This is a genomic window from Enterococcus sp. BWR-S5 (assembly GCF_016745255.1).
In the GTDB taxonomy this organism is placed as follows: Bacteria; Bacillota; Bacilli; order Lactobacillales; family Enterococcaceae; genus Enterococcus_L.
This window is the reverse complement of record NZ_JADOEQ010000009.1, coordinates 76,101-96,849: the sequence shown is the minus strand read 5'-3', so window position 1 is coordinate 96,849 and position 20,749 is coordinate 76,101. Positions and strand designations below refer to the sequence as shown.

Genomic DNA, 20,749 nt, shown 5'->3' with positions numbered 1-20,749 from the left:
CTAAAGACAATTCAGAAACGGAAAAGGCAGTTTTTTATTTAGTAAAAGCAAAGAGGAGACGACATGTACGAGTATATTATTGGAACAATTACATATATCAGCCCTTACTATATTGTTTTAGAGACAAATGGCATCGGATATCAAATATCAGTGGGGAATCCCTACCGTTACTCAGGAAAGACAGAGGAAGTCAAGGTCTATCTGCATCAGGTGATTCGTGAAGATGCCCATACATTCTACGGTTTTGGTGATTTGGAAGAAAAGCAGCTGTTCTTGAAGCTAATCAGTGTTTCCGGTATTGGTCCGAAAAGTGCTTTGGCAATCATGGCGTCAGAGGATCATGGCGGGTTGATTCATGCGATTGAAAGTGAAGACGCTGCGTATCTGACGAAGTTCCCGGGAGTCGGAAAGAAAACGGCTCAGCAAATGGTTCTTGATTTAAAAGGGAAGCTAGGCGACTTGGAGCGTTCAAAGGCAGCTGTTGAAGCGATGGCACAGGCGGTTCCTTCAAATGCCAATCATGCATTGACTGAAGCATTAGAGGCGTTGGGCGCATTAGGCTACAGCGAAAAAGAAATCAAGAAGGTCACGCCAAAATTGGAAGAGCTGGAACAAGCTCAGACGGATGAATATTTACGAACAGCCTTGAAGCTGATGATGAAACGCTAAAGGAGGGAACAGATAGATGAATCATGAAGAAGAACGCTTGCTCTCCGCAGAAGGGAATGAGCAGGAGGAAATTCTGGAGGTCTCTCTACGCCCTAGATTATTGAAGCAGTACATTGGTCAGCACAAAGTAAAGCAAGAGCTGAGTATTTATATCGAAGCTGCAAAACGAAGACAGGAGTCCTTGGATCATACCTTGCTTTATGGACCTCCCGGACTAGGGAAAACAACGATGGCAATGGTTATTGCCAATGAAATGGCTGTAAACATCCGTACTACCAGCGGTCCGGCAATTGAGCGGCCAGGTGATTTAGTGGCAATTCTAAATGAATTGGAACCGGGGGATGTCCTGTTCATCGATGAAGTACATCGTTTGCCTCGTGTAGTGGAGGAAATGCTGTATTCGGCTATGGAGGACTTTTTTGTTGATATTATGGTTGGACAAGGCACAACAGCTCACCCTGTTCATTTTCCATTGCCGCCGTTTACTTTGATTGGTGCAACGACTAGAGCAGGAATGCTTTCAGCTCCCTTAAGGGACCGCTTCGGTATCGTTTCTCATATGGAATATTACGAAGACCAGGATTTGAAGGAAATCGTTCTGCGCTCTGCGGATATCTTTCAGACAGAAATTGTTGAAGAGGGCGCCTTTGAAATTGCTCGACGTTCTCGCGGAACACCGCGGATTGCCAACCGCTTATTGAAACGGGTGAGAGATTTTGCCCAAGTTCAATCAGACGGAGTCATCAACAAGCCGGTTGCCGACCAAGCACTCACGCTATTACAGGTGGACAATCAAGGTCTTGATTACGTCGATCAAAAGCTGCTGCGCACCTTAATTGAACTCTATGGCGGTGGCCCGGTTGGCTTAAGCACCTTATCTGTCAATATTGGTGAAGAGACTGAGACCGTGGAGGATATGTACGAACCTTATCTGATCCAGAGAGGGTTTATTAAGCGAACACCTCGTGGTCGGATTGCGACAGCCCGAGCCTATGAACATTTTGACTATCCCTATTTCGATCAAGAATAAATCTATCAAATATTTTAAAAAACACATGTTTTTTAATTGAAAAATAGCGGGTTTATTATAAATCAGTTAAGTATACTTTTAAATTTGATGATGGCTACATGGCGTTTGCGTAAAAATTGATATTTTATGCATAATTTGTCGTGTAGCTGTTGATTATTGTTTGTGAATCGGGCTACAATAAAGAAAAAGGGAACAGGGGAGGATAGCTATGGACATAAAGGTTGAGCTAGGAAAGAAAATCCGCTTGCTTAGAGAAAAGAAGGGTCTGACACGAGAAGATTTTTGTGATGACGAACTAGAACTGACTGTAAGACAGTTGACAAGAATTGAAGCCGGACAATCACTCCCTACATTACCCAAGCTGACATTTATTTCTCAACGTCTGGCTGTACCAATCCATCATTTGATAGATGAAGAATATTATGAATTGCCGAAGAGATATTTGCAGTTGAAGCAAAGGCTTTATAAACTATATACATATCGAGAAGAGGACAGAATCGCAAAGAAAGAGCAGACGTTTGATGAAATCTATGAAAATTACTATGGTAGTTTACCGGAAGAGGAACAGTTATCAATAGATGTTCAACAAGCTTGTATGGATGTGCATTTAGCAGAAAATGCTGATTTTGGTGAAGGGATTCTTAGTGATTACTTTTCACAAATTTTACAGAAAAAGGAGTACTCTATCAATGATTTGCTGATTATTGAGTTATATTTTCACTGCATACACTTCAGAGGATATGATGAGAAAATTTTTCTGGTTTTATTTAATAAGGTCATTGAACAGGTAGATTATTCTGTAGATGTTGAAATGTTCCTGCTAATTAAAGTATTATTGGCAGCGGGTAGTGTTTTTATGGAGTACGATAATTACAGCAAGTTAATTGATATTGTAAAAGTTATTAATTTAATTATGCAGACAAGCCAAGATTTCCAAAAGAAGCCTGCAATAGACATTTTTGAAGCCAAGTATTGGTTATTCTCTCAAGGGGATACTGAAAAAGCTGAACAGAAATATGTAGATGGAGCGCAGTGTGCTAAGCTATTTGGTGATATTGCTTTAAGTGAGAAAATCCTTAAAGAATGGGAACTTGATTTAAAAGTATTCAATGAAAAACAATAGGATAAAAGTAAAGCAGCTGTGATCTACTAAATCACAGCTGCTTTACTTTTATAATTGAATAAATGCTATTTTTAAATAGTACATTTTTGAAAATTCTACATGACTACTTGGATTAACCATGGTTGCCTATTTGGCAAGCTGAAAAGATACGTTAAGTATCTTTTTGCTACTAACCATTTCTATCCTAACATCGTGTATAAGAAAGAGTATTCTATAGAAATGTGTTTTTCTATTTGAGCAGAGAGTAATAACTAAATAATGTTTGCGCTATTTTTGATAAAAAGTATTTCTTTTTTTACAGGACATTTATGTCCTGTTGAGAACGATAATAATTATCTATACTTAACTCAACAAATGAGAAAAGAAACAAGTGGGAGGAAGTATAGATGCGTGTTCTATTTAGTTTATTAGTTTTAATTAAACTCGGCTCTCATTGGGTCATCGGATAAAAGGAGGACGTAGGTTGGAGAAGGTAGAATATTCTATAGAAACCCAGCAGATAACCATTCAAAACCTTGTCATCCATAATGAAGAAGAAAATGAAAAATTGTTGAAGGTCGTTTTAAATGGTGAGCTGTTCAAGATCATCATGTTAAAAAAATGGGAAAAGAAAATCCTTTCCTTAAGTAGTGATATCGTTGATAAAATTGAAATATCCGAGATTGTCTGACAATCAAAGGTGATTCGATTTTTCTCATAAACAACTTATTTTGAAAGGGGAGATGGTGTTAGTTGTGGTTGGATGCCTCTTTTCTTATCGGTGAATAATTTTAAAGTGCTATTTGTCGATAATAAAAGAGTTAGGGCAATGATAGATTGTTCTTAATTGGGTCTGGTTAAATAATAGAGGGGAAGAGGGCACCTTTAGCTAGGGTGTCCTTTTTTCTGTTCTCAAATGCTAGATACAGCTTCCCAAATTACTGCTTGCTTCCAGCCTGTATCAGAATATCACTCTCATAGCGACTGTAGTATAATAGAAAAAACAAGAATGATATAATCTAATACAAATCTCTGGCAGAGGAGGAAATAGAATGGGTGGATCATCAGCAACGAAACGAACCATTGCAGATGCCTTAATCAGATTGAGCAAGGCGAAGCCGTTCGATAAAATCAGTGTGCAGGATGTTACCAAGGAAGCGGGGTTGAATCGGCAGACATTCTACTATCATTTCTCAGATAAATACGACTTGCTGCGTTGGTTCTATCAGCAGGATGCTTTCAGCTATTTGAGTGCAGAGGATGTTAAAATCGATAATTGGGAAGAACAAGCCTTGAAAATGTTGAAGGCGATTATAAAAGAAAAAGACTTTTACTATAATACGGTGGTTGCCTGCCCGGATATTTTGCAAAAGGATTTTTCAGCTGTGACAAAAAAATTATTGTTTGGTCTATTCGAGCAAATGGATGCAGAAAACGAATTACTGCCGGAGGATAAAGAGTTTTATGCCCGATTTTTATCCTATGGCTGTAGCGGGGTTCTATTGAATTGGATTCTGGAAGGCTATCAGGAAACACCGCTTACTATTGCGACACAGCTGTTTCGACTGGCAAAGGACATCGAATTTTTTTCTTATCGTATCTATCAGCAAGATGTAAATGATTCTTTTCTGTGATTGTTTTAATTTTCTAAAAGAAAAAAATTAAAGACTTTTATAACGAAATATTGTAATATATACCTATCTTATTGATGGGATGGTGTATTATGAAAAGAAGAAGCACAGCGTTAGCAATCATTGGTGCATTAGGCACGATGTATCTTGCTAAAAAGATGCGAGCGGAGCAGGCAGAGAGAGGCGCAGTGACGGAGCAGCCTTTTCAAGAAAGAAAGAATCATTCGTCGAAGGATAAGCATATTTATTTGATTGGCGGCGGAATTGGCATGCTTGCGGCAGCGGCTTACCTGATTCGTGATGCACATATTGAGGGCAAAAATATCCATGTTATTGAAGGTCGTCATATCCTTGGCGGAAGTAATGATGGTACGGGCTCGAATGAGCAAGGATTTGTTGTGCGAGGCGGACGCATGTTGAATGAAGAGACCTTTGAGAACTTATGGGAGCTTTTTGGAAGTATTCCATCACTCAGATGGCCGAACCATAGTGTGACAGAGGAAATTTTGAATTTTGACAATCTGCATCCAACGCATTCACAGGCTCGTTTGGTGACTAAAAATCAGGAAATTGTTGATACTTACACGATGGGCTTCAGTAGTGAAGACCGTTTGGCGATGTCAAAGCTTTTGACGATGCCGGAGGAAAAGCTGGATGGACTGCGAATTAACGATTGGTTCGGCCCGGCTTTCTTTGAAACAAACTTTTGGTATATGTGGCAAACTACATTTGCCTTTCAGAAATGGAGCAGTTTATTTGAGCTTCGCCGCTATATGAATCGTATGATCTTGGAGTTTTCTCGAATCAATACACTGGAGGGTGTGACAAGAACACCGCTAAACCAGTATGAAAGCTTGATATTGCCATTGAAAAATTACCTAGACGAGCATGGTGTAGACTTCACCTTGAACATGGATGTGGTGGACTTGAGCTTTAAACCAGGATCGAAGATTACGGTCACTGACTTGATTTTGAGTGATGGAACAAATGTCGCAATCGGCAAGCAGGATATAGTCATGATGACCAATGGTACAATGACAGACTGTTCAACAGAAGGAAGCTGGGGACGCCCTGCTCCGAAGACGACAGAAGAACCACGCTCGGCACGTTTATGGCGAAACATTGCGGCGAAAAAATCAGGCTTGGGGAATCCGGAACCTTTCTTTGGAAATGAGTCGGAGACGAATTGGCAGAGCTTTACTATAACTTGCAGAGGTAACAGCTTGCTAAAAAGAATGGAAGCTTTTTCGGGTAATATTCCCGGATCGGGTGCGTTGATGACCTTGAAGGACTCCAGCTGGTTAATGAGTACGGTTGTTGCTGCACAGCCGCATTTTGGGAAACAAGCTGCGAATACGACGGTTTTCTGGGGCTACGGTATCTTTACCGATAAAATCGGCGACTATGTCAATAAGACCATGCGGGAATGTACCGGTGAAGAGATTCTATATGAATGGGTTTCTCAGATGGGCTGGCAGGAAGATTGGGATGAAATCGAAAAGGATATCATCAATGTCATTCCAGTATATATGCCCTATATTGATGCCCAGTTCCAGCCGAGAAAAATGTCTGACCGTCCTAAGGTTGTGCCGGCAAATAGTACGAACTTTGCGATGATTAGTCAATTTGTCGAGATACCAAAGGACATGGTATTTACCGAAGAATATTCGATTCGGGCAGCACGGATAGCGGTGTACAAGCTGTTTGATGTTAACAAGCGTGTGATTCCGGTAACACCGTATAACCGGGACCCTAAAGTTCTGGCAAAAGCCATGCATACAATGTTCCGATAGCTGGCGGCTGAAACAGATAGCGACAAAATGACTTGCAGGTGCAACCTCTGCAGGTCATTTTTTATAAGAAAATTTTTGGGGGAGAGAGAAAAATCGTTTAAATGCGGATAGGTTCTTGACAGAGGCTGTACAGATGATAAGGTAATAGTGAGGAGAGAGCGTAAGAAAAGAATGTAGATAGATAATCAGGTCGACAGGACGGCTCGTTATACAACCACGTATTAAGGAGGATGGCAAATGTTTAACATGGTGATTATTTTATTGGCAACACTGAACAGCGAGCCTGTGGGAACGAACGACTACCGAATTTCCCGATTCATCTTAAGTAATCTTAAGGAAATGCATGGCTACAACATTTCTCAACTGGCACAAGCTTGTTTTGTCTCTAATTCCAGTGTGTCACGTTTTTGTCGGAAAATAGGCTTCCGTGATTTCACTGAGTTGAAGCATCAGTTTTTCCAATGGACAGATATTGGCAGTAAAAAGTTTGCCTATCCCGGCTGTAGAACAGAAGCGTTGAAGGATACATATATTGATGGAATCATTGAGAATCTGCTGCTTCTAAAGAAAAGCATACAGGCACAGGAACTGCATCAGCTGGCAAAGGATATCTTGTCTTTTCCTAAGGTTGCAGCGTTCGGTTCCCTGCATTCCCAAAGTGTTGTTTTGAATTTGCAGACAGACCTTTTGACTAGCGGCATTGTTATGGATACTCGGACACGATTTCAGGAGCAGCTGGAATATATTGAAGAGGCAGATAGCGAGACCTTGATTCTGCTGTTTTCAAGAGGCGGCAGTCATTTGAAGCGCTTTTTGATTCATGATCTGCAGCTAAGCAAAAACAATCGTCCAAAAATTGTTATGGTTACGGCGAATCGTGGATTTAAAACGAATAAATACATCGATCAGTTTATTTATTATGATGAAATGGAAGGATTTACCGCTTATCCTTATGCATTCGAAGCCATCAAAGGAATTTTAGCGTTAGAGGCGTACACACAAACACAAAAGAACAACGAAGAAACATCTTAAGGAGCGCTGCTCTTCTTAAGATGTTTCTTTTATTAAATAGTTAAAGCTGCTGAAAATTGATTACATTAATACCGCGTTGCTGAATCAATTGGCGTGTTCTGGAGGCTTGTAAGGTTTCAGCTTCCACTGATCGCTGAATATTGTAGCTGCTGTGTTCCATAATCCACTGATCCAAATAGGCAGGGTGGCACATCATCTCATAAGACTTTCCTTCTTCCAAGTTCAGCTCAGCAAAAAAGTTAGGCGTAATCGTTGTTCCATAAAAGCTGTTCAAAAATTGATCGGCATAGCGCAGTCCTTTGAGAAGCGGCAATGCTTGTTGAATCTGCTGCTCTGACCATTTCCTTGGATGGAAACGAATGGCCAGCTGAAACTCTCTTGCTAAGCGAAGATAAATAGGGAAAATATTGACCATCATATGGATATGATGATGTGAATCAATATGGCTGGGGGTCAAACCAATAGCAATCACCTTTTCAATTTGAGCCCGCCATTCTGTATACACCTCTTCTGGATTGACATCAATATGATTGGCTTCAAGATTATACCGATTGAATTGATTTGTACTATCAAGAAGTGTGGAAATCATATGACAATCAGAGAGCGGTGCTCCCAGATCCAGAGAAAGGTGGACGCCAATATCCAGTGTGGGATGCTTTTTTGCTAACGAACACGCGTGATTGAAGGCTGCCCCTGTACTGAGAAGCGTTGTTGAGGCAACTACGCCATTTATGAAGCAATCAATAATGCCATAATTTTGACCGTGGCTGAGACCAAAGTCATCCGCGTTGATTATTAATTTCATTTTCCTGCTCCTTTCATAATCAGTTAGTTACACTATAGGTGCTTTTACATGCAGAGAAAGGCGATTTTTATTATTTGGAAAAAATTTCCAAATCGTGGAAATTTTGATTTTGACAACGTTGGAAGCGCTATACTCTGGGTAGCGGAAAAGAAAAAAAGGACTGCAAATACTTGCCCTATATCCTGTATTTGTTCATGTCAGAAAAATGAAGGAGATGAAAATATGAGTTTCATGGATACGTTTAATCAGTTGGCCGAGAAGAGCTTGTTACCAATAGCCAATAAGCTGGCCGCACAACGTCATTTAACCGCCTTAAGAAATGGAATGGTGTCTTCGATTCCATTGTCGATTTTAGGAGGAGTGAGTCTAATCATTGCGACACCACCGTTTAATCCGGAACAAATGACACAGAAAAATATATTTACCGGATTTTTATCGGCTTGGTATGATTGGGCACAGGCAAATGCCTACGCACTAAAGCTGCCGTTTATGATGAGCATGGGTTTAATGGGGTTGTTTATTGCCTTTTCTATCGCTCACAATCTGGCGGAACAGTATGACATGCCTCCATTGGATGCTTCGATTGTTTCTACAGTAACTTTCTTATTGGTAACTTCTCCGGCGTTTTCGGGAGTACCCTTAGATAAGCTGGCTGAGAACATGGCAGCAGAGGAGTTTGGACAACTGGGAATCTTGAGTTTGCCGATGCAATATCTGGATGCCAAGGGGATATTTACCGCTATTATTGTCAGTATCGTTTGTGTTGAAATCATGCGAATTTTAAAGGAAAAAAATATTCGTTTCAAGCTGCCGGATGGTGTTCCACCAGCAATTGCTGCTTCGTTTGATGCGATTTTACCCCTGTTTCTATGTACTGGTCTTTTCTATGGGACGAGCTTAATTATTCAAAACCTGACAGGTGGCGACTTGATCCCTGCTCTGATTATGAAGCTTTTAGCACCGGCTATGACAGGGTTGGATTCATTGGCTGGGATTTGCTTGATTACATTTTTGGCACAGCTGTTCTGGTTCTTCGGGCTTCACGGCGCCAGTATCACACAGTTCGTTCGTCTACCATTTATGAGCGCCTATATCATTGCAAATGCGACGGCTTTTTCAAATGGTGAAACGCTGCAGCATTATTTTACACAGCCATTCTGGTCTTATATCATCGCCATTGGTGGCGGCGGCTCAACCATGGCTTTAGCGATTCTCATGCTGAGAGCTCGCTCTGCCCAAATGAGACAGCTAGGGAAGCTATCGATTATCCCATCTCTATTTAATATCAATGAACCATTAATTTTTGGGACGCCGCTTGTGTTAAATCCAATCATGATGCTGCCGTTCATCTTTGTACCGGTCATCAATGCCATTGCGGGTTATACCTTTATGTATTTTGGCTGGATTGGTAAAGGTGTTGTGGAAACACCTTGGACGACTCCGGCTCCGATTGGTGCAGCACTGGGAACCATGGATATCCGTGCAGGATTTTTTGTCCTAGGATTGATTGTTGTGAACTTGGCTATCTACTATCCATTCTTCAGAGTATTGGATCAACAGACAGTTAAAGCAGAAAAACAAGAAGAGCTGGCTCAAGCACAGAACATAATAACAGAATTGCCGCAGGAGCAGCAAGCGTAATTAGATTAAATTAAATAAGAAGAATTAAAATAGAAGGAGCGAGACGGAATGTCTAAAGATGCATTGAAAATTGTAACAATTGGTGGCGGCTCAAGCTATACACCTGAAATTATTGAAGGCTTTATCCAGAAAAAGCTGGATGGTTTACTTCCAATTAAAGAGATTTATTTAGTTGATATCGAAGAAGGAAAGGAAAAGCTGGAAATTGTTGGTGGGTTAGCGAAGCGAATGGTGGAGAAAGCCGGAGCGGATATTGATATACATCTGACCTTGGATCGGCGAGCTGCACTTGAGAACGCTGATTTTGTGACAACACAGTTTCGAGTAGGCTTGCTTCCGGCACGAATCCGAGATGAAAAAATTCCTTTGAAGTATGACTTAATCGGACAGGAGACGAATGGAGCAGGCGGAGCCATGAAGGCTTTGCGGACGATTCCGGTCATTCTGGATATCTGTAAGGATATGGAGGAATTATGTCCGGAGGCATGGTTGATTAATTTCACCAATCCTTCAGGAATTATCACAGAGACAGTATTGAAGCATTCCACGATTAAGGTTGTCGGTCTGTGCAACATTCCGATTGGTATCGTCAATAAAATCGCGAAGCTATACGAAACAGAGGCTGCAAATGTTTCTGTTGAGTTCTCCGGTTTGAACCATTTTGTTTTCGGGAAGAACATTTATGTAAATGGTAAAGAGGTTACGAAAGAAGTCATAGAAAAAATCAAGGACGGCACAGAGATATCTGCGAAAAATATTCCGAACTTTTCTTTCCCGGATGATATTCTTGATGCCGTGGGAATGATTCCGGCAGGGTACTTAAAGTATTATTACACAAGAGAAACAATGCTGGCTGACTGCAAACGAGCAGCGGCAGAAGAAGGAACACGGGGAGAAGTGGTTACACAGACTGAAAAGGAACTGTTTGAACTATACAAAGACCAGGAATTGGCAGTGAAGCCGAAACAGCTTGAAGAACGTGGCGGTGCACATTATAGTGAAGCAGCAGTCAATCTAATTGATTCCATTTATAATGGTGATGGGAAAATTCATTACGTGAATGTTCGAAATAATGGTACACTTCCGGAATTGCCGGATAATACGGCCATTGAATGCAACTGTGTAGTGACTTATCGCGGTGCGCTGCCAATCACTGTCGGACAGCTGGAAACTAGCGTTCGTGGTCAAATTTCGTTAATGAAGGCCTATGAAGAGCTGGTCATCGAGGCCGGTGTGACAGGCGATTATCTAGCGGCTCTGAAAGCATTAACCATCAATCCGCTGGTAAATGACAGTGATAAAGCCGGAGCGGTATTGAAGGATATGTTATGGGCAAACCAAGACTACCTACCGCAGTTTAGCCAATGGTTTGAAGAAAATCAGCCGACGGCATAAAAACTTTAGAGCTAAGTAATTAGTAATCGATAGAGAAAAAATGCGAAGCAACTAGCTGTTTCGCATTTTTTGTTCACTAAAGAGAATTGCACTAATTATTGGGTTTTACAAGTAGGGAGAGAATCTGCTATGCTGATAGAAAAAGGACAGGAGAGACAAGAATGAGAAAAATGCTTTTTGTATGTCTAGGAAATATCTGCCGCTCGCCAATGGCTGAAGCTGTGATGCGTGAGAAAATCAGTCAAGCTGGATTATCAGAGGCGTTCATCGTTGCGTCCGCTGCAACCAGTCGCTGGGAAGAAGGGAATCCACCGCATCGTGGCACACGAAATCTATTGAAGGCGCACCAAATTTCTGTTGATGGCATGTATTCTACACCAATTACAAAGCAGGATTTCTATACCTATGACTATATTATTGGGATGGATCACGCGAATGTTGGTGACTTAGAGCGAATAGCGCCGACAGATTGGACGGGAAATATTCATTTGTTTATGTCGGTTGTCGAAGGACAGGAAGATAAGGCAGTGCCTGATCCATATTATACAGGTGACTTTGACGAGACGTATGAAATGGTAAATCAAGGAACAGATGCTTGGCTTGAGGTTTTGCGAGCATCGCTCTAAAAAATCAGACTTTTTTCCTCTGGAATCTCAGACTAAAGAATGATGTGGAATAGAAAGAAACTCCTTACAATAAAAGAGTAGGTTTTCGTAGAAGAGAAAACAGAAATTGATGAGTATGGAGGGTAGAAAAAATGCAGCCATTTAGATCCATCGTGTTTGAATTGACACTTTATTACATGTTACTTTCAGTAGGATTGCCTCTGGTTTATGCAGTGACCTATCATTTGCCGGCAGCCGGAATTTTTTCGTTGGATTGGTTAGGTGCCTGTATTATCATTTACCCTATCGTGTTACTGTTTTCGGCATTACGTTATAGTTATCAGAGAGTAAGAAGAGGTCATCAAAGACAGTGATTGATAAATAAAGGGGAGCAGTAAACGGCTATTTCAGCTGTCTACTGCTCCCTTATCTGTATGTCGTTACGCTGTTCGTTGTTCCATTTGGAAGGCGTTAAGCATATCATCATTTGCGTCTTCAATCGGTGTCACGGTTTCCAGCTCTCCTTGGACAGCAATTCGAGTGATTGCCTGAATATCTCCACAGGTAATCAAAGTAATCATTTTTTTGTCTTCGACATCTTCAATCAGCTCTACACGACTAGGATCGACTTTTTCCTTATAAGTAATTTTGTACGTATAGATATTGGTCAAATCAGTGATATAGATTAATTTGCCAATCTCTACGTATTCCAATGGAGAAAATAATGAGACACCATCCAAGGTACGATGGCTGGCTAAGGCATAGTTTCGTTTCCCCATCTCCTGATCTTCCTTCATTGTTCCAGCTCCGGTTAACAAAGCTACATTGGACAGTCCTTTGAATATAGGCAGATTAATTTCTACACTGGGAATAGCAATAGCTCCAACCACAGGAAGGTCTTTATTTTCAAATTGTGCTCTTAATACGGCTTCTGTACTGATGGATTCGACAGAATCAAAATCAAAGGTGGTATCGGCCCCTAGATTTTTTGCCACGTCGTCTTTGGTAAAAGATTCAACGTTGTATGCTTTTCCGTTAAACTGGATGAGCCAGTTTCTAATTTGTGTATTGAAGATTAATGCTAAACCGACAACAAGCAATAAGAACAACAAAATGTTGATTAGCCAATTTGTCTTCTTTTTCTTTTTACGAGGCTTTGGCCGCGTATCTTTTCTTGAACTCATGCGTCACACTCCTATTTTTTTACTAGTTTATCACAAATCGCTAGGAAACTATAGATTTTTATCTGAATCTTAAACAAAAAAGGTACAGAAAAAAAACTGGAAATTGGTCTAAATATGACTGAATGATCAAATTTTGTAATTGAATTTTAAACAAAAAGAAATAAGCATTTTTGCACTAAATAATGTAAAATGGAAGAAGTAGAAATCTGTAAAAGAGGTGATCAGTAAATGTTGGATTTGATTTATGTACATGTGGATATTACAAGTAATGCTGTTTTATCCAAAGGGATTACGCATACGGACTTTGTTCAATCAGTTGTGCACAAGCCTAAAAACCTTCTTTTGCTGAATCCTTATACAGAGGATGGAGAATATGAGCGCCATAGCGGACTGAAAATTATTCGTGGGGAAGATAGCGTCAATCAGAACTTCTCCAGTATCAATCGCAGAAGAAAAAATGAAGAGATTAAATGGATGGACTTTTCAGATATGGCGATGCTAAAGGAACTGACACCATTAGAAATTTCCGAGCTGTTATATTTTGGCCATACCAAAACCAGCCTGCATTCTCCATTTTTCTATAAATTACAAAACAACTTTGTCTTTTTTGAATTTGCAGACCAAATGACAAGAGTCTATTATCGCTATATTGATGAGTTTTATCGTATATTAGCAGATAAGATTTCAGCGGTCGTTTTGGAACTGCTAAATGATAAGAAAAGCTTTTTCCGAAGAAACATTTCGATAGATAAAATGAGCGGTGAGCTGTTGAAAGAAATGAAGCCTATTTTACAGGAAGGGGTCGTTTTCAGCTTTGATAATGTGGAGGAACGCGGCAAAGAATTAAGAATCCCTATTCATATGATTGAGGACTCTTTATGGAAAACGAAGAATACGGCTTATAAAGAGGACCCGGTGATTGCCTCACTGGTTTACAACTCAGCAAAACGTACTTGGCATTTTGAAGAGACAGAAGAGCCTTTGGGTATTCAATTTCCCAAGCACGCCTAAAATAAAAAGATGAGGAGAGCCGCTTAGCGATTCTCCTCATCTTTTTTCAGTTCTCTTTCAGCATCCTCTATTTCACGATGAAGGAAGTAAGAGATAACCGTACGAATCACAACGAGTGCTGCCAGCTTTGAAATATCTTGGAAAGTCGGCTTGATGATTGACTCCATGATATCCGCTGCAATTAAGATTTCCAAACTCAACAAGATATAGCTGCCAAGAAAGTTTTTGATTAGGTTGTTGCTTCGGACGGTTACAAGTTTTTTGTCCTTGGACAAGCTTGCTTTGAAGAATTCGTAAGCAGCAAGAACAACGCCCCAAAGCAGAATAATGATTGACAGGATATTCAAGCCAAGGATTAATAGATCAAAGACCGGAATCAGTCCGTTCAATATCGTTTCAGCTAAATGGTTCATAAAAATCACTTCCTATTGTTTTCACCTTCACGATGACTGTTGCTCCTATCGTATTGGTTGATGTTGTTTATTTTTAGAGGCTTTGCCCTTATTCAAATACGTGACCAGCTTGGGTCAGTACTTGAACTGTCTTTTCTTTTTCTACAGTTTTAATTAATAGGTAATCGGTATTGTAGGTGGATAGAGCAAAAATCGAAATGCCGTTCTCGGCCAACGGATTCGCCAGCTGTGTCAATATGCCGACAAGTGAGAAGTCCAGCTCGCCAACGATTTGGATAATGAACCACCCAGCATCTACAGCAGTAGCTGTTGTTAAATCAATCGTATCTGTAGGGACAATTACAGAGCATTCTTCCTCTGTATAGGTGATGCTTTTGAATGATTTCAACTGCGAGAATTCCTTTGGCACAGCTGTTTCAGTTGGGAATTTTATCACAGAATAGTCAAGAGTATCATGGATTTTTAAGTTCATAGTAAATCTCCTTTTTCATCATTTTGAGGGACTGCAGCATAGCAAGTAAAACAGTGGTATCGTCGAACGGATAGCATGTGTTGTTCCATAATGCTTTTCTCTTGCCGATGCAGCCAGTAAGAATAGAAGGTTACATGCTTCACTTGGAAATACCAAGCAGCCTTTCTGTGTCCTCTTTTCTCAAGTCTATCACAGATAGAATTTATTTTGAACAGGAAGCAGAAGCATTTACAGTGCATTTTCTTTATGCTACACTATTCCTGTCTTTAAAAGACTTAAAAATTGAATAGAACACCATCACATAGGGGAGCTTTGCTGCTGAGAATGAGGTCACTCTAAACCCTTGAACCTGTTACGTTAATGCGTGCGTAGGAAGTTGTGATGGAGTAGATAGATATTACTCCTCCTTTGTTGAATGGTTCGTTCTAATTTAAGGAGGATTTTTTATGTCAAAAAAAATGGATTTACGTGTATGGATTGAAGGAACAATCATCGCAGCAATGGCCATGGGGCTATCGTTTATTCCGCTGGAGTCAGCGAATGCAGCCTTTGATTTGTCACTGGGCTTAATTCCTTTGGTGCTGTTTTCGTTTCGTCGAGGAGCAATTCCGGGGATTGCCGCTGGTTTCATTTGGGGCTTGCTTAGTATTGTACTAGGTTCTGCAATGAAGAACTTCATCTCAGTTCCACAAATCATTTTTGAATATCCCTTTGCCTTTGCTTTTGGAGGGTTAGGCGGATTATTCTCAGGGAAAATTCAGCAGGCGATTTCTTCTGAGCACTCTGGAAAAGCGAGTCGTTACATTATTTTCGGAAGCTTGACAGCCGCACTTTCTCGTTGGTTCTGGCATTATTGGGCAGGCGTATTCGTCTGGGGAGCCTATGCACCGGAAGGAATGAGTCCTTATTGGTATTCCTTCATTTTCAACGGCGGTAGTGCTGTTGCGAATGCCGTGATGGTCAGTGCTGTTTTGGTGCTTGTTGTGAAGATTTCACCAAAGCTGTTTTTACCGAAAGACGGGCACTATATCACCGGTCAGGCTCAAAATAAGTAGTTTATTCTATAAAACACCTGTACAGTCAATTCTTTCATTGAATGACTGTACAGGTGTTTTCTCTATTTTAATGCTCTTCTATCGGGTCTGATAATCGCAGCATAGGTGTTAAGGATTTATTTTGCTTGGCTGATGGCGAATGCAAGTGCTTCTTCTAAGCTCTTTATGGCATTGTTTACATCACCGACTGTGGTTCTGATACCCAGCTGAACCCCAACTGCTTTTGTGATTACCTTGTTCAAGTCGTTATATACAGCAAATGGTACTTTTCCAAGAACTTTTTTATCCCGTTCAAAACGTGTGTGCCAGATGGCATCGCTAAGCTTTTGTTTTACAATAGCAGTTGCTTTAGCATTTAAATCTAAATCGGGATAATTGATTACTGTAGCAATCACTTTTTGCAATGAAGCGATTTGGTTTTTGATTTCTTGTGTGCTTGCGAATGGATCCGCAACTTTTATAATTGCGTGGGCAATTTCTACACCCAACTCACGGTGCGCCTGCTCCACCTTGTTGTCCAGTTGTTCTATAGAAAAGGCAATCGCGTTACCGATTTCTACAATAAGCTCTAGACGTGCCCCAATACTGTCTAAATCATAGATAGTCACTGGATTAAAACGAGCGCTTTTCTCCGGTAAACTTACATCATGCTCGATATTGTCAAGTACTGGAAGTAATTGATCAATCACATCTTCATAAGATGTTCCTGCTACTTTATCCTTTAACTCATCCAGCTTTTCTTTCTCTTGTTGAACAGTTTCTGCATCACTTTGAGTGACTACTTGGTTCTCTTCTGCGAATACCGGCTGACTTGCTGAGTAAGCGATACCCGTTCCTAATACTACTAATGCCAATGCGTTTACTAATTTCATCTTTTTCATGTTTATACCTCCAGGTTTTGACCGAATTTAATCTTGAGTGACATACGACAAGGTGTGCATTTTTGCTTGTTAAAAATACATGGTGAAAAATTTTTTTAAAGGTATCAATACTATTAAAATAGCTTTTTTACATCTGATAGCGCTATCATTTTGTGGGATAATTGCTTTGATTCTGCGGATAACTACCTCGATATTTAGAGTGATAGGCAGTTGTTTGCAACATGTACACTAACTGTACTTCGCTTGCGACAACAGCTTCCTGAACAACGGATACTTAGGCCTAGAGCAACGGCTGCTTTAAAGCAGGAAGCAATCTACATCGTTTACTTAGTTAGTAGATGTGTTATAGAATTTTTCCTCCTTTCTTATTACATAGTAAGTATACCATTTAATTATTAATAAGTAAACGCTTTCATTTAAATGAATTTCTTCACATATACCAATTTTTATTTTGAGTGAAAAAAAAGAATCTCCGACGGCTGTAGCACGGAAATTCTCTTGTTATTTATGATAGTCGATTATTTGATATGTCGTTTGTCAGCGATGGAGAGCATGCTCATTTTTTTGATTTGCTCAACAGGGATCATTTTAATTTGTTGGGCATCATTTTGTGTTCTTAGCATGATTGTATCAACAATATTTTTGGAAACAATCCATCCGGAAACTGTCTCAAATTTTTGGTTAGGGGAAGTCCCTTTTAGCTGAAGAACAACTAACGCCTTTTGTGCAGCGGCTACCTGTAACTCCTTTAATAGCTCTTCCCTATCTTTGGATTGATTCTTTTTATCTTTACTGTCCTCTAAAAAAGACGAGAAGAAGTTGTGGGAAGATTGAGTAATAAGCTTAGAAATACTTTTCATTGTTGATTTATGACCTTTATCCATTCTTCTACCTCCAATTGTGTAAAGATAATTTATTTGAGTATTTACTACAGTTATCCCTATTTTAACTAAATATTGTTAAAATTTCAAGAAAATATGTTCCCATTTCTAAGTATATTTAGAGTTGCAATTTTTCAGCGATTGAGTAAGATTAAAAGAGAGACATTTATTGATGAAATTACAGACCATTTATTCTATAGAAGAGAGAGTGAAACTATTGGGACAAAATCAGAGGATGAACCCTAAAAAATTAATTATTGGCTTATTGGCAGCCGCTGCTTTAGTGGGCGCCTTACTAGGTAAAGTTGCACCTATGGATGCTGGTTTTTCCAGTTTGTTCAAAGAAAAAGAACCAGTGAAGCAAGAGACAAAAACAACGGAGTCTTCAACACCGCCGGAACCGGAAGTACAGCTGAGCTATGTTGATCAGATTAATCAAGATATTCAACAGGATAAGTTTGCCGGTCGTATTAAGGTACCGCTGATTCTCCAGACAGATGAGCGCTGGAAAGCGACGCCGTATGGAACCGGAGAAAACAATACCATTGAGAAAAACGGCTGTGCGATTGTGTCGCTGGCAATGATTGCTTCCTATCTTGATGGTGCTGAGGTCTTACCGCAGGCAATACTTGACTGGGCGCAGAACAATTACTTTGTTGAAGGTCAAGGAACCAACTGGACCATATTCAATGACTTTGCTGTAGCGAAGGGCTATTTATTTGAAGAGCTGACAGACATTACTACAGTTGAAAGTCAATTAAGCCAAGGACATCCGGTGATTATTTCGGTTCAGCCGGGGAAATTCACTGAAACAGGCCATATCATGGTTCTGACAGGTGTCAGTGATGGGAAATTCTGGTTGAATGATCCAAACGATTCAGAAGAAAAAGGGCATTCGAAAACACTTTATACAGCCGAAGAGCTGACCAGTGAAGCAATGAACTATTGGGCAATCTATAAATAATAGAATAGATAAACAACTGTGCTGAAACTGTTTTTCAGTGAGAACCGGATTTTTCATTTCTTAGTTTTTCGTCGTTCAGCGAATGATAAAAAATGGCAGATTGTTTATTTCATTTCAGGAAGGGCTGTAGATACAAGATACAGTTCTTCTTTCGCTTTACTATAAGGCGGCCTTTTCTGCTGAAAAAAATAAATGGCAGTGTTCGGTTTACGAACATCCGTTCCTATGGTATTCTTACTAAAAAGCATAAGGAGATTATTATGGAAAGAACGCGATGTGAGTGGGCAAACAGTAATGAACTGGACCAGATTTACCATGATGAAGAATGGGGAGTTCCGGTTCATGATGATCGTAAACTATTTGAGTTTTTGACATTGGAAAGTATGCAGGCCGGATTGAGCTGGTCAACCATCTTGAAGAAGCGAGAAACGCTGACAGAAGCATATGATCAATTTGATTATCAAGTGATTGCTGCCTATACGGATGAAAAAAAGGCAGAGCTTTTACAGAATCCGGGAGTCATTAGAAATCGTCTAAAGGTGGCAGCTGCTGTGACTAATGCCAATCGATTTATGGCTATTCAACAGGAGTTTGGCAGTTTTGATGCGTATATCTGGTCATTCGTTGACGGAAAACCGATTGTGAATCAATGGTCGACAATGGCTGAGGTTCCGGCGTCCACTGAGCTGTCAGATAAAATTAGTAAGGATTTGAAAAAGAGAGGCTTTAAGTTTCTGGGAACGACAACCGTTTATGCCTTCATGCAGGCGATGGGCTTGGTCGACGATCATTTACCGCATTGCTTTAGGCGGACTGCTCAAAAGTAGTTTTTTTTCTGATGAAAATATGGTATTCTGAAAGCCAATACAATAAGACAAGGACGGTGGGCCCTCCGAATCCTTTTGATCCTGTGGTAGTCAGCCGGATGGAAGGAATTGGAAGCGAGTAGATAAAATCAATTAGAAGAAGTACAGCAGCATTCCAAAGGGAGTGTTTATTTAGGTGTACTTCGATTGATTTTGTTTACTCTTATCACTCCGTTATTTTACGAAGCCATAGAGTAAATCACTCTATGGCTTTTTTTGTATCTCAAAATGGAAAAGCTTTATAGGAGAACGTGATTTACCGGGCTTTCCGTCCTGTCTGATAGGAGGAAGTACAAATGAACAACGAAATTAGCAAGTACCGATTACCGAAGATTTATGAGAAGGGGACAGATAATATCTGGACAGACCCGTATATTTCAAGTCGGCTTTTGGAAGCACATCTCAATCCGGAGTTTGAAGGGGCCAGTAGAAAGAAACCATTCATTGATGCATCTGCGTTGTGGATAGAACAACAGTTTCCGATGGTAAGCTTCTCGAAAGTAATTGATTACGGTTGTGGCCCCGGGCTTTACGCAGAACGTATGGCAGAGAAGGAGTATGACGTAACAGGAATAGATTTTTCAAAGCGTTCAATCAAGCAAGGAAAAGCCTCAGCAGCAAAGAAAAGTCTGCCAATCACCTATATTTGTGGAAATTATCTAACGTGGCAGCCGCAAGCGACCTATGATTTAGCATTATTAATCTATTGTGATTATGGTGCCCTTTCTAAGGAGGAGCGCAAAGCATTATTGACGAACATCTATGCCTCCTTAAATAGTGGCGGACAGCTGCTTATGGATAATTTTACAACAAAGCAATTAGAAGATTTCAAGGAAGAAACTTCTTGGCAGGTTCATGAGGAAAGTGATTTCTGGTCAGAAGGAATGCACGTCGTCTTTAATCGTTCGAAAAAGTATTTTCAGCATACTGTACTGGAGCAGGCCATTGTTCAAAAGGCCGATACGATGCAAGTGTATAATATCTGGAAATACTTCTCGACAAGGGATACTCTGACGGAGGAACTGGAAGAAGCCGGGTTTACTGTTCAAGCGTACTATCAAGATGTGGCGGGAAGAAAGTATGATGCATCCGCTGAAACAATTGCGATTGTTGCGAAAAAGGAGTAGAGAAGCTTATTTTAAAATTATAAAATAACGGGTTTCTGCTTGGGAAAGAGTAATGATTTTGCTTGTGCCCATCATAGCGTATCGTACGGGATTTTTTAGAAAAAAATGAAAGATTTTCACCGTTTAATCGAAAAGGTTGATACAATAAGGATGTCAAAAAGTTTTATCAGTGTTTTTTATCAGTTGTCAAAG

General features: G+C 40.2%; 22 protein-coding genes. 16 read left to right on the top strand and 6 right to left on the bottom strand.

The features are described 5' to 3' along the window. The first annotated feature begins 63 nt into the window (after positions 1 to 63). The 7 genes from ruvA to IW510_RS11715 all read left to right on the top strand — a co-directional run bounded on the left by ruvA (position 64) and on the right by IW510_RS11715 (position 7,257). Positions 64 to 669: a Holliday junction branch migration protein RuvA gene (gene ruvA / locus IW510_RS11745; RefSeq protein WP_202059829.1), complete on the top strand. Its 606-nt coding sequence runs from the start codon at positions 64 to 66 to the stop codon at positions 667 to 669. 16 nt (positions 670 to 685) lie between these two features. After that, on the top strand, positions 686 to 1,699 hold the full coding sequence (gene ruvB, locus IW510_RS11740) for a Holliday junction branch migration DNA helicase RuvB (RefSeq protein WP_202059827.1): 1,014 nt from the start codon (positions 686 to 688) through the stop codon (positions 1,697 to 1,699). 208 nt (positions 1,700 to 1,907) lie between these two features. Beyond that, positions 1,908 to 2,822, top strand: a complete 915-nt coding sequence (locus IW510_RS11735) for a helix-turn-helix domain-containing protein (protein ID WP_202059825.1) — start codon at positions 1,908 to 1,910, stop codon at positions 2,820 to 2,822. Between the two features lie 463 nt (positions 2,823 to 3,285). After that, complete coding sequence (locus IW510_RS11730; RefSeq protein ID WP_202059823.1) at positions 3,286 to 3,492, top strand: hypothetical protein; 207 nt, start codon at positions 3,286 to 3,288, stop codon at positions 3,490 to 3,492. Positions 3,493 to 3,853: 361 nt separating this feature from the next. Next, positions 3,854 to 4,435 carry a TetR/AcrR family transcriptional regulator gene (locus IW510_RS11725; RefSeq protein ID WP_202059821.1) on the top strand — a complete coding sequence of 194 codons (582 nt, stop codon included), beginning with the start codon at positions 3,854 to 3,856 and terminating at the stop codon, positions 4,433 to 4,435. 89 nt (positions 4,436 to 4,524) lie between these two features. After that, positions 4,525 to 6,225 (top strand): oleate hydratase, encoded by a 1,701-nt coding sequence (locus IW510_RS11720; protein WP_236674717.1) that lies wholly within the window; start codon positions 4,525 to 4,527, stop codon positions 6,223 to 6,225. Between the two features lie 237 nt (positions 6,226 to 6,462). Continuing rightward, positions 6,463 to 7,257, top strand: a complete 795-nt coding sequence (locus IW510_RS11715; protein WP_202059819.1) for a MurR/RpiR family transcriptional regulator — start codon at positions 6,463 to 6,465, stop codon at positions 7,255 to 7,257. 40 nt (positions 7,258 to 7,297) lie between these two features. Here the strand turns inward: IW510_RS11715 and chbG are convergent, their stop codons facing one another. Beyond that, entirely contained in the window at positions 7,298 to 8,062 is a 765-nt protein-coding gene (gene chbG / locus IW510_RS11710; protein ID WP_202059817.1) for a chitin disaccharide deacetylase, read from the bottom strand. 222 nt (positions 8,063 to 8,284) lie between these two features. Between chbG and IW510_RS11705 the strand changes: the two genes are divergently transcribed. The 4 genes from IW510_RS11705 to IW510_RS11690 all read left to right on the top strand — a co-directional run bounded on the left by IW510_RS11705 (position 8,285) and on the right by IW510_RS11690 (position 12,077). Then, on the top strand, positions 8,285 to 9,703 hold the full coding sequence (locus IW510_RS11705) for a PTS sugar transporter subunit IIC (RefSeq protein WP_236674716.1): 1,419 nt from the start codon (positions 8,285 to 8,287) through the stop codon (positions 9,701 to 9,703). A 48-nt stretch (positions 9,704 to 9,751) separates the two neighbouring features. Beyond that, positions 9,752 to 11,098 (top strand): 6-phospho-beta-glucosidase, encoded by a 1,347-nt coding sequence (locus IW510_RS11700; RefSeq protein ID WP_202059815.1) that lies wholly within the window; start codon positions 9,752 to 9,754, stop codon positions 11,096 to 11,098. Between the two features lie 161 nt (positions 11,099 to 11,259). Then, positions 11,260 to 11,724, top strand: a complete 465-nt coding sequence (locus IW510_RS11695) for a low molecular weight protein-tyrosine-phosphatase (protein ID WP_202059813.1) — start codon at positions 11,260 to 11,262, stop codon at positions 11,722 to 11,724. A 131-nt stretch (positions 11,725 to 11,855) separates the two neighbouring features. Next, positions 11,856 to 12,077, top strand: coding sequence for a hypothetical protein (locus tag IW510_RS11690; RefSeq protein WP_202059811.1), 222 nt, complete (start codon positions 11,856 to 11,858; stop codon positions 12,075 to 12,077). A 66-nt stretch (positions 12,078 to 12,143) separates the two neighbouring features. Here the strand turns inward: IW510_RS11690 and IW510_RS11685 are convergent, their stop codons facing one another. After that, on the bottom strand, positions 12,144 to 12,887 hold the full coding sequence (locus IW510_RS11685) for a class A sortase (RefSeq protein WP_202059809.1): 744 nt from the start codon (positions 12,885 to 12,887) through the stop codon (positions 12,144 to 12,146). A 228-nt stretch (positions 12,888 to 13,115) separates the two neighbouring features. Between IW510_RS11685 and IW510_RS11680 the strand changes: the two genes are divergently transcribed. Continuing rightward, on the top strand, positions 13,116 to 13,898 hold the full coding sequence (locus IW510_RS11680) for a hypothetical protein (protein ID WP_202059807.1): 783 nt from the start codon (positions 13,116 to 13,118) through the stop codon (positions 13,896 to 13,898). A 23-nt stretch (positions 13,899 to 13,921) separates the two neighbouring features. Here the strand turns inward: IW510_RS11680 and IW510_RS11675 are convergent, their stop codons facing one another. Together IW510_RS11675 and IW510_RS11670 are read right to left on the bottom strand one after the other, a co-directional pair. Continuing rightward, the gene (locus IW510_RS11675) at positions 13,922 to 14,311 is read right to left on the bottom strand and encodes a DUF1622 domain-containing protein (protein ID WP_202059805.1); all 390 of its coding nucleotides are present in this window, start codon (positions 14,309 to 14,311) and stop codon (positions 13,922 to 13,924) included. 88 nt (positions 14,312 to 14,399) lie between these two features. Next, on the bottom strand, positions 14,400 to 14,783 hold the full coding sequence (locus tag IW510_RS11670) for an ACT domain-containing protein (RefSeq protein ID WP_202059803.1): 384 nt from the start codon (positions 14,781 to 14,783) through the stop codon (positions 14,400 to 14,402). A gap of 446 nt (positions 14,784 to 15,229) precedes the next feature. Here IW510_RS11670 and thiT point away from each other — a divergent pair, with 446 nt between their 5' ends. Further along, on the top strand, positions 15,230 to 15,838 hold the full coding sequence (gene thiT / locus IW510_RS11665) for an energy-coupled thiamine transporter ThiT (protein ID WP_202059801.1): 609 nt from the start codon (positions 15,230 to 15,232) through the stop codon (positions 15,836 to 15,838). 116 nt (positions 15,839 to 15,954) lie between these two features. Here the strand turns inward: thiT and IW510_RS11660 are convergent, their stop codons facing one another. After that, positions 15,955 to 16,719, bottom strand: coding sequence for a CAMP factor family pore-forming toxin (locus IW510_RS11660; RefSeq protein WP_202059799.1), 765 nt, complete (start codon positions 16,717 to 16,719; stop codon positions 15,955 to 15,957). Positions 16,720 to 17,237: 518 nt separating this feature from the next. Continuing rightward, a complete protein-coding gene (locus IW510_RS11655; RefSeq protein WP_202059797.1) occupies positions 17,238 to 17,603 on the bottom strand; it encodes a hypothetical protein in 366 nt (121 codons plus the stop codon). Positions 17,604 to 17,835: 232 nt separating this feature from the next. Here IW510_RS11655 and IW510_RS11650 point away from each other — a divergent pair, with 232 nt between their 5' ends. The 3 genes from IW510_RS11650 (at position 17,836) to IW510_RS11640 (ending at position 20,557) form a co-directional block, all read left to right on the top strand. After that, positions 17,836 to 18,564, top strand: coding sequence for a C39 family peptidase (locus tag IW510_RS11650; RefSeq protein WP_202059979.1), 729 nt, complete (start codon positions 17,836 to 17,838; stop codon positions 18,562 to 18,564). Between the two features lie 260 nt (positions 18,565 to 18,824). After that, entirely contained in the window at positions 18,825 to 19,391 is a 567-nt protein-coding gene (locus IW510_RS11645) for a DNA-3-methyladenine glycosylase I (protein WP_202059795.1), read from the top strand. A 335-nt stretch (positions 19,392 to 19,726) separates the two neighbouring features. Further along, a complete protein-coding gene (locus IW510_RS11640) occupies positions 19,727 to 20,557 on the top strand; it encodes a class I SAM-dependent methyltransferase (protein ID WP_202059793.1) in 831 nt (276 codons plus the stop codon). Positions 20,558 to 20,749: the final 192 nt, after the last annotated feature.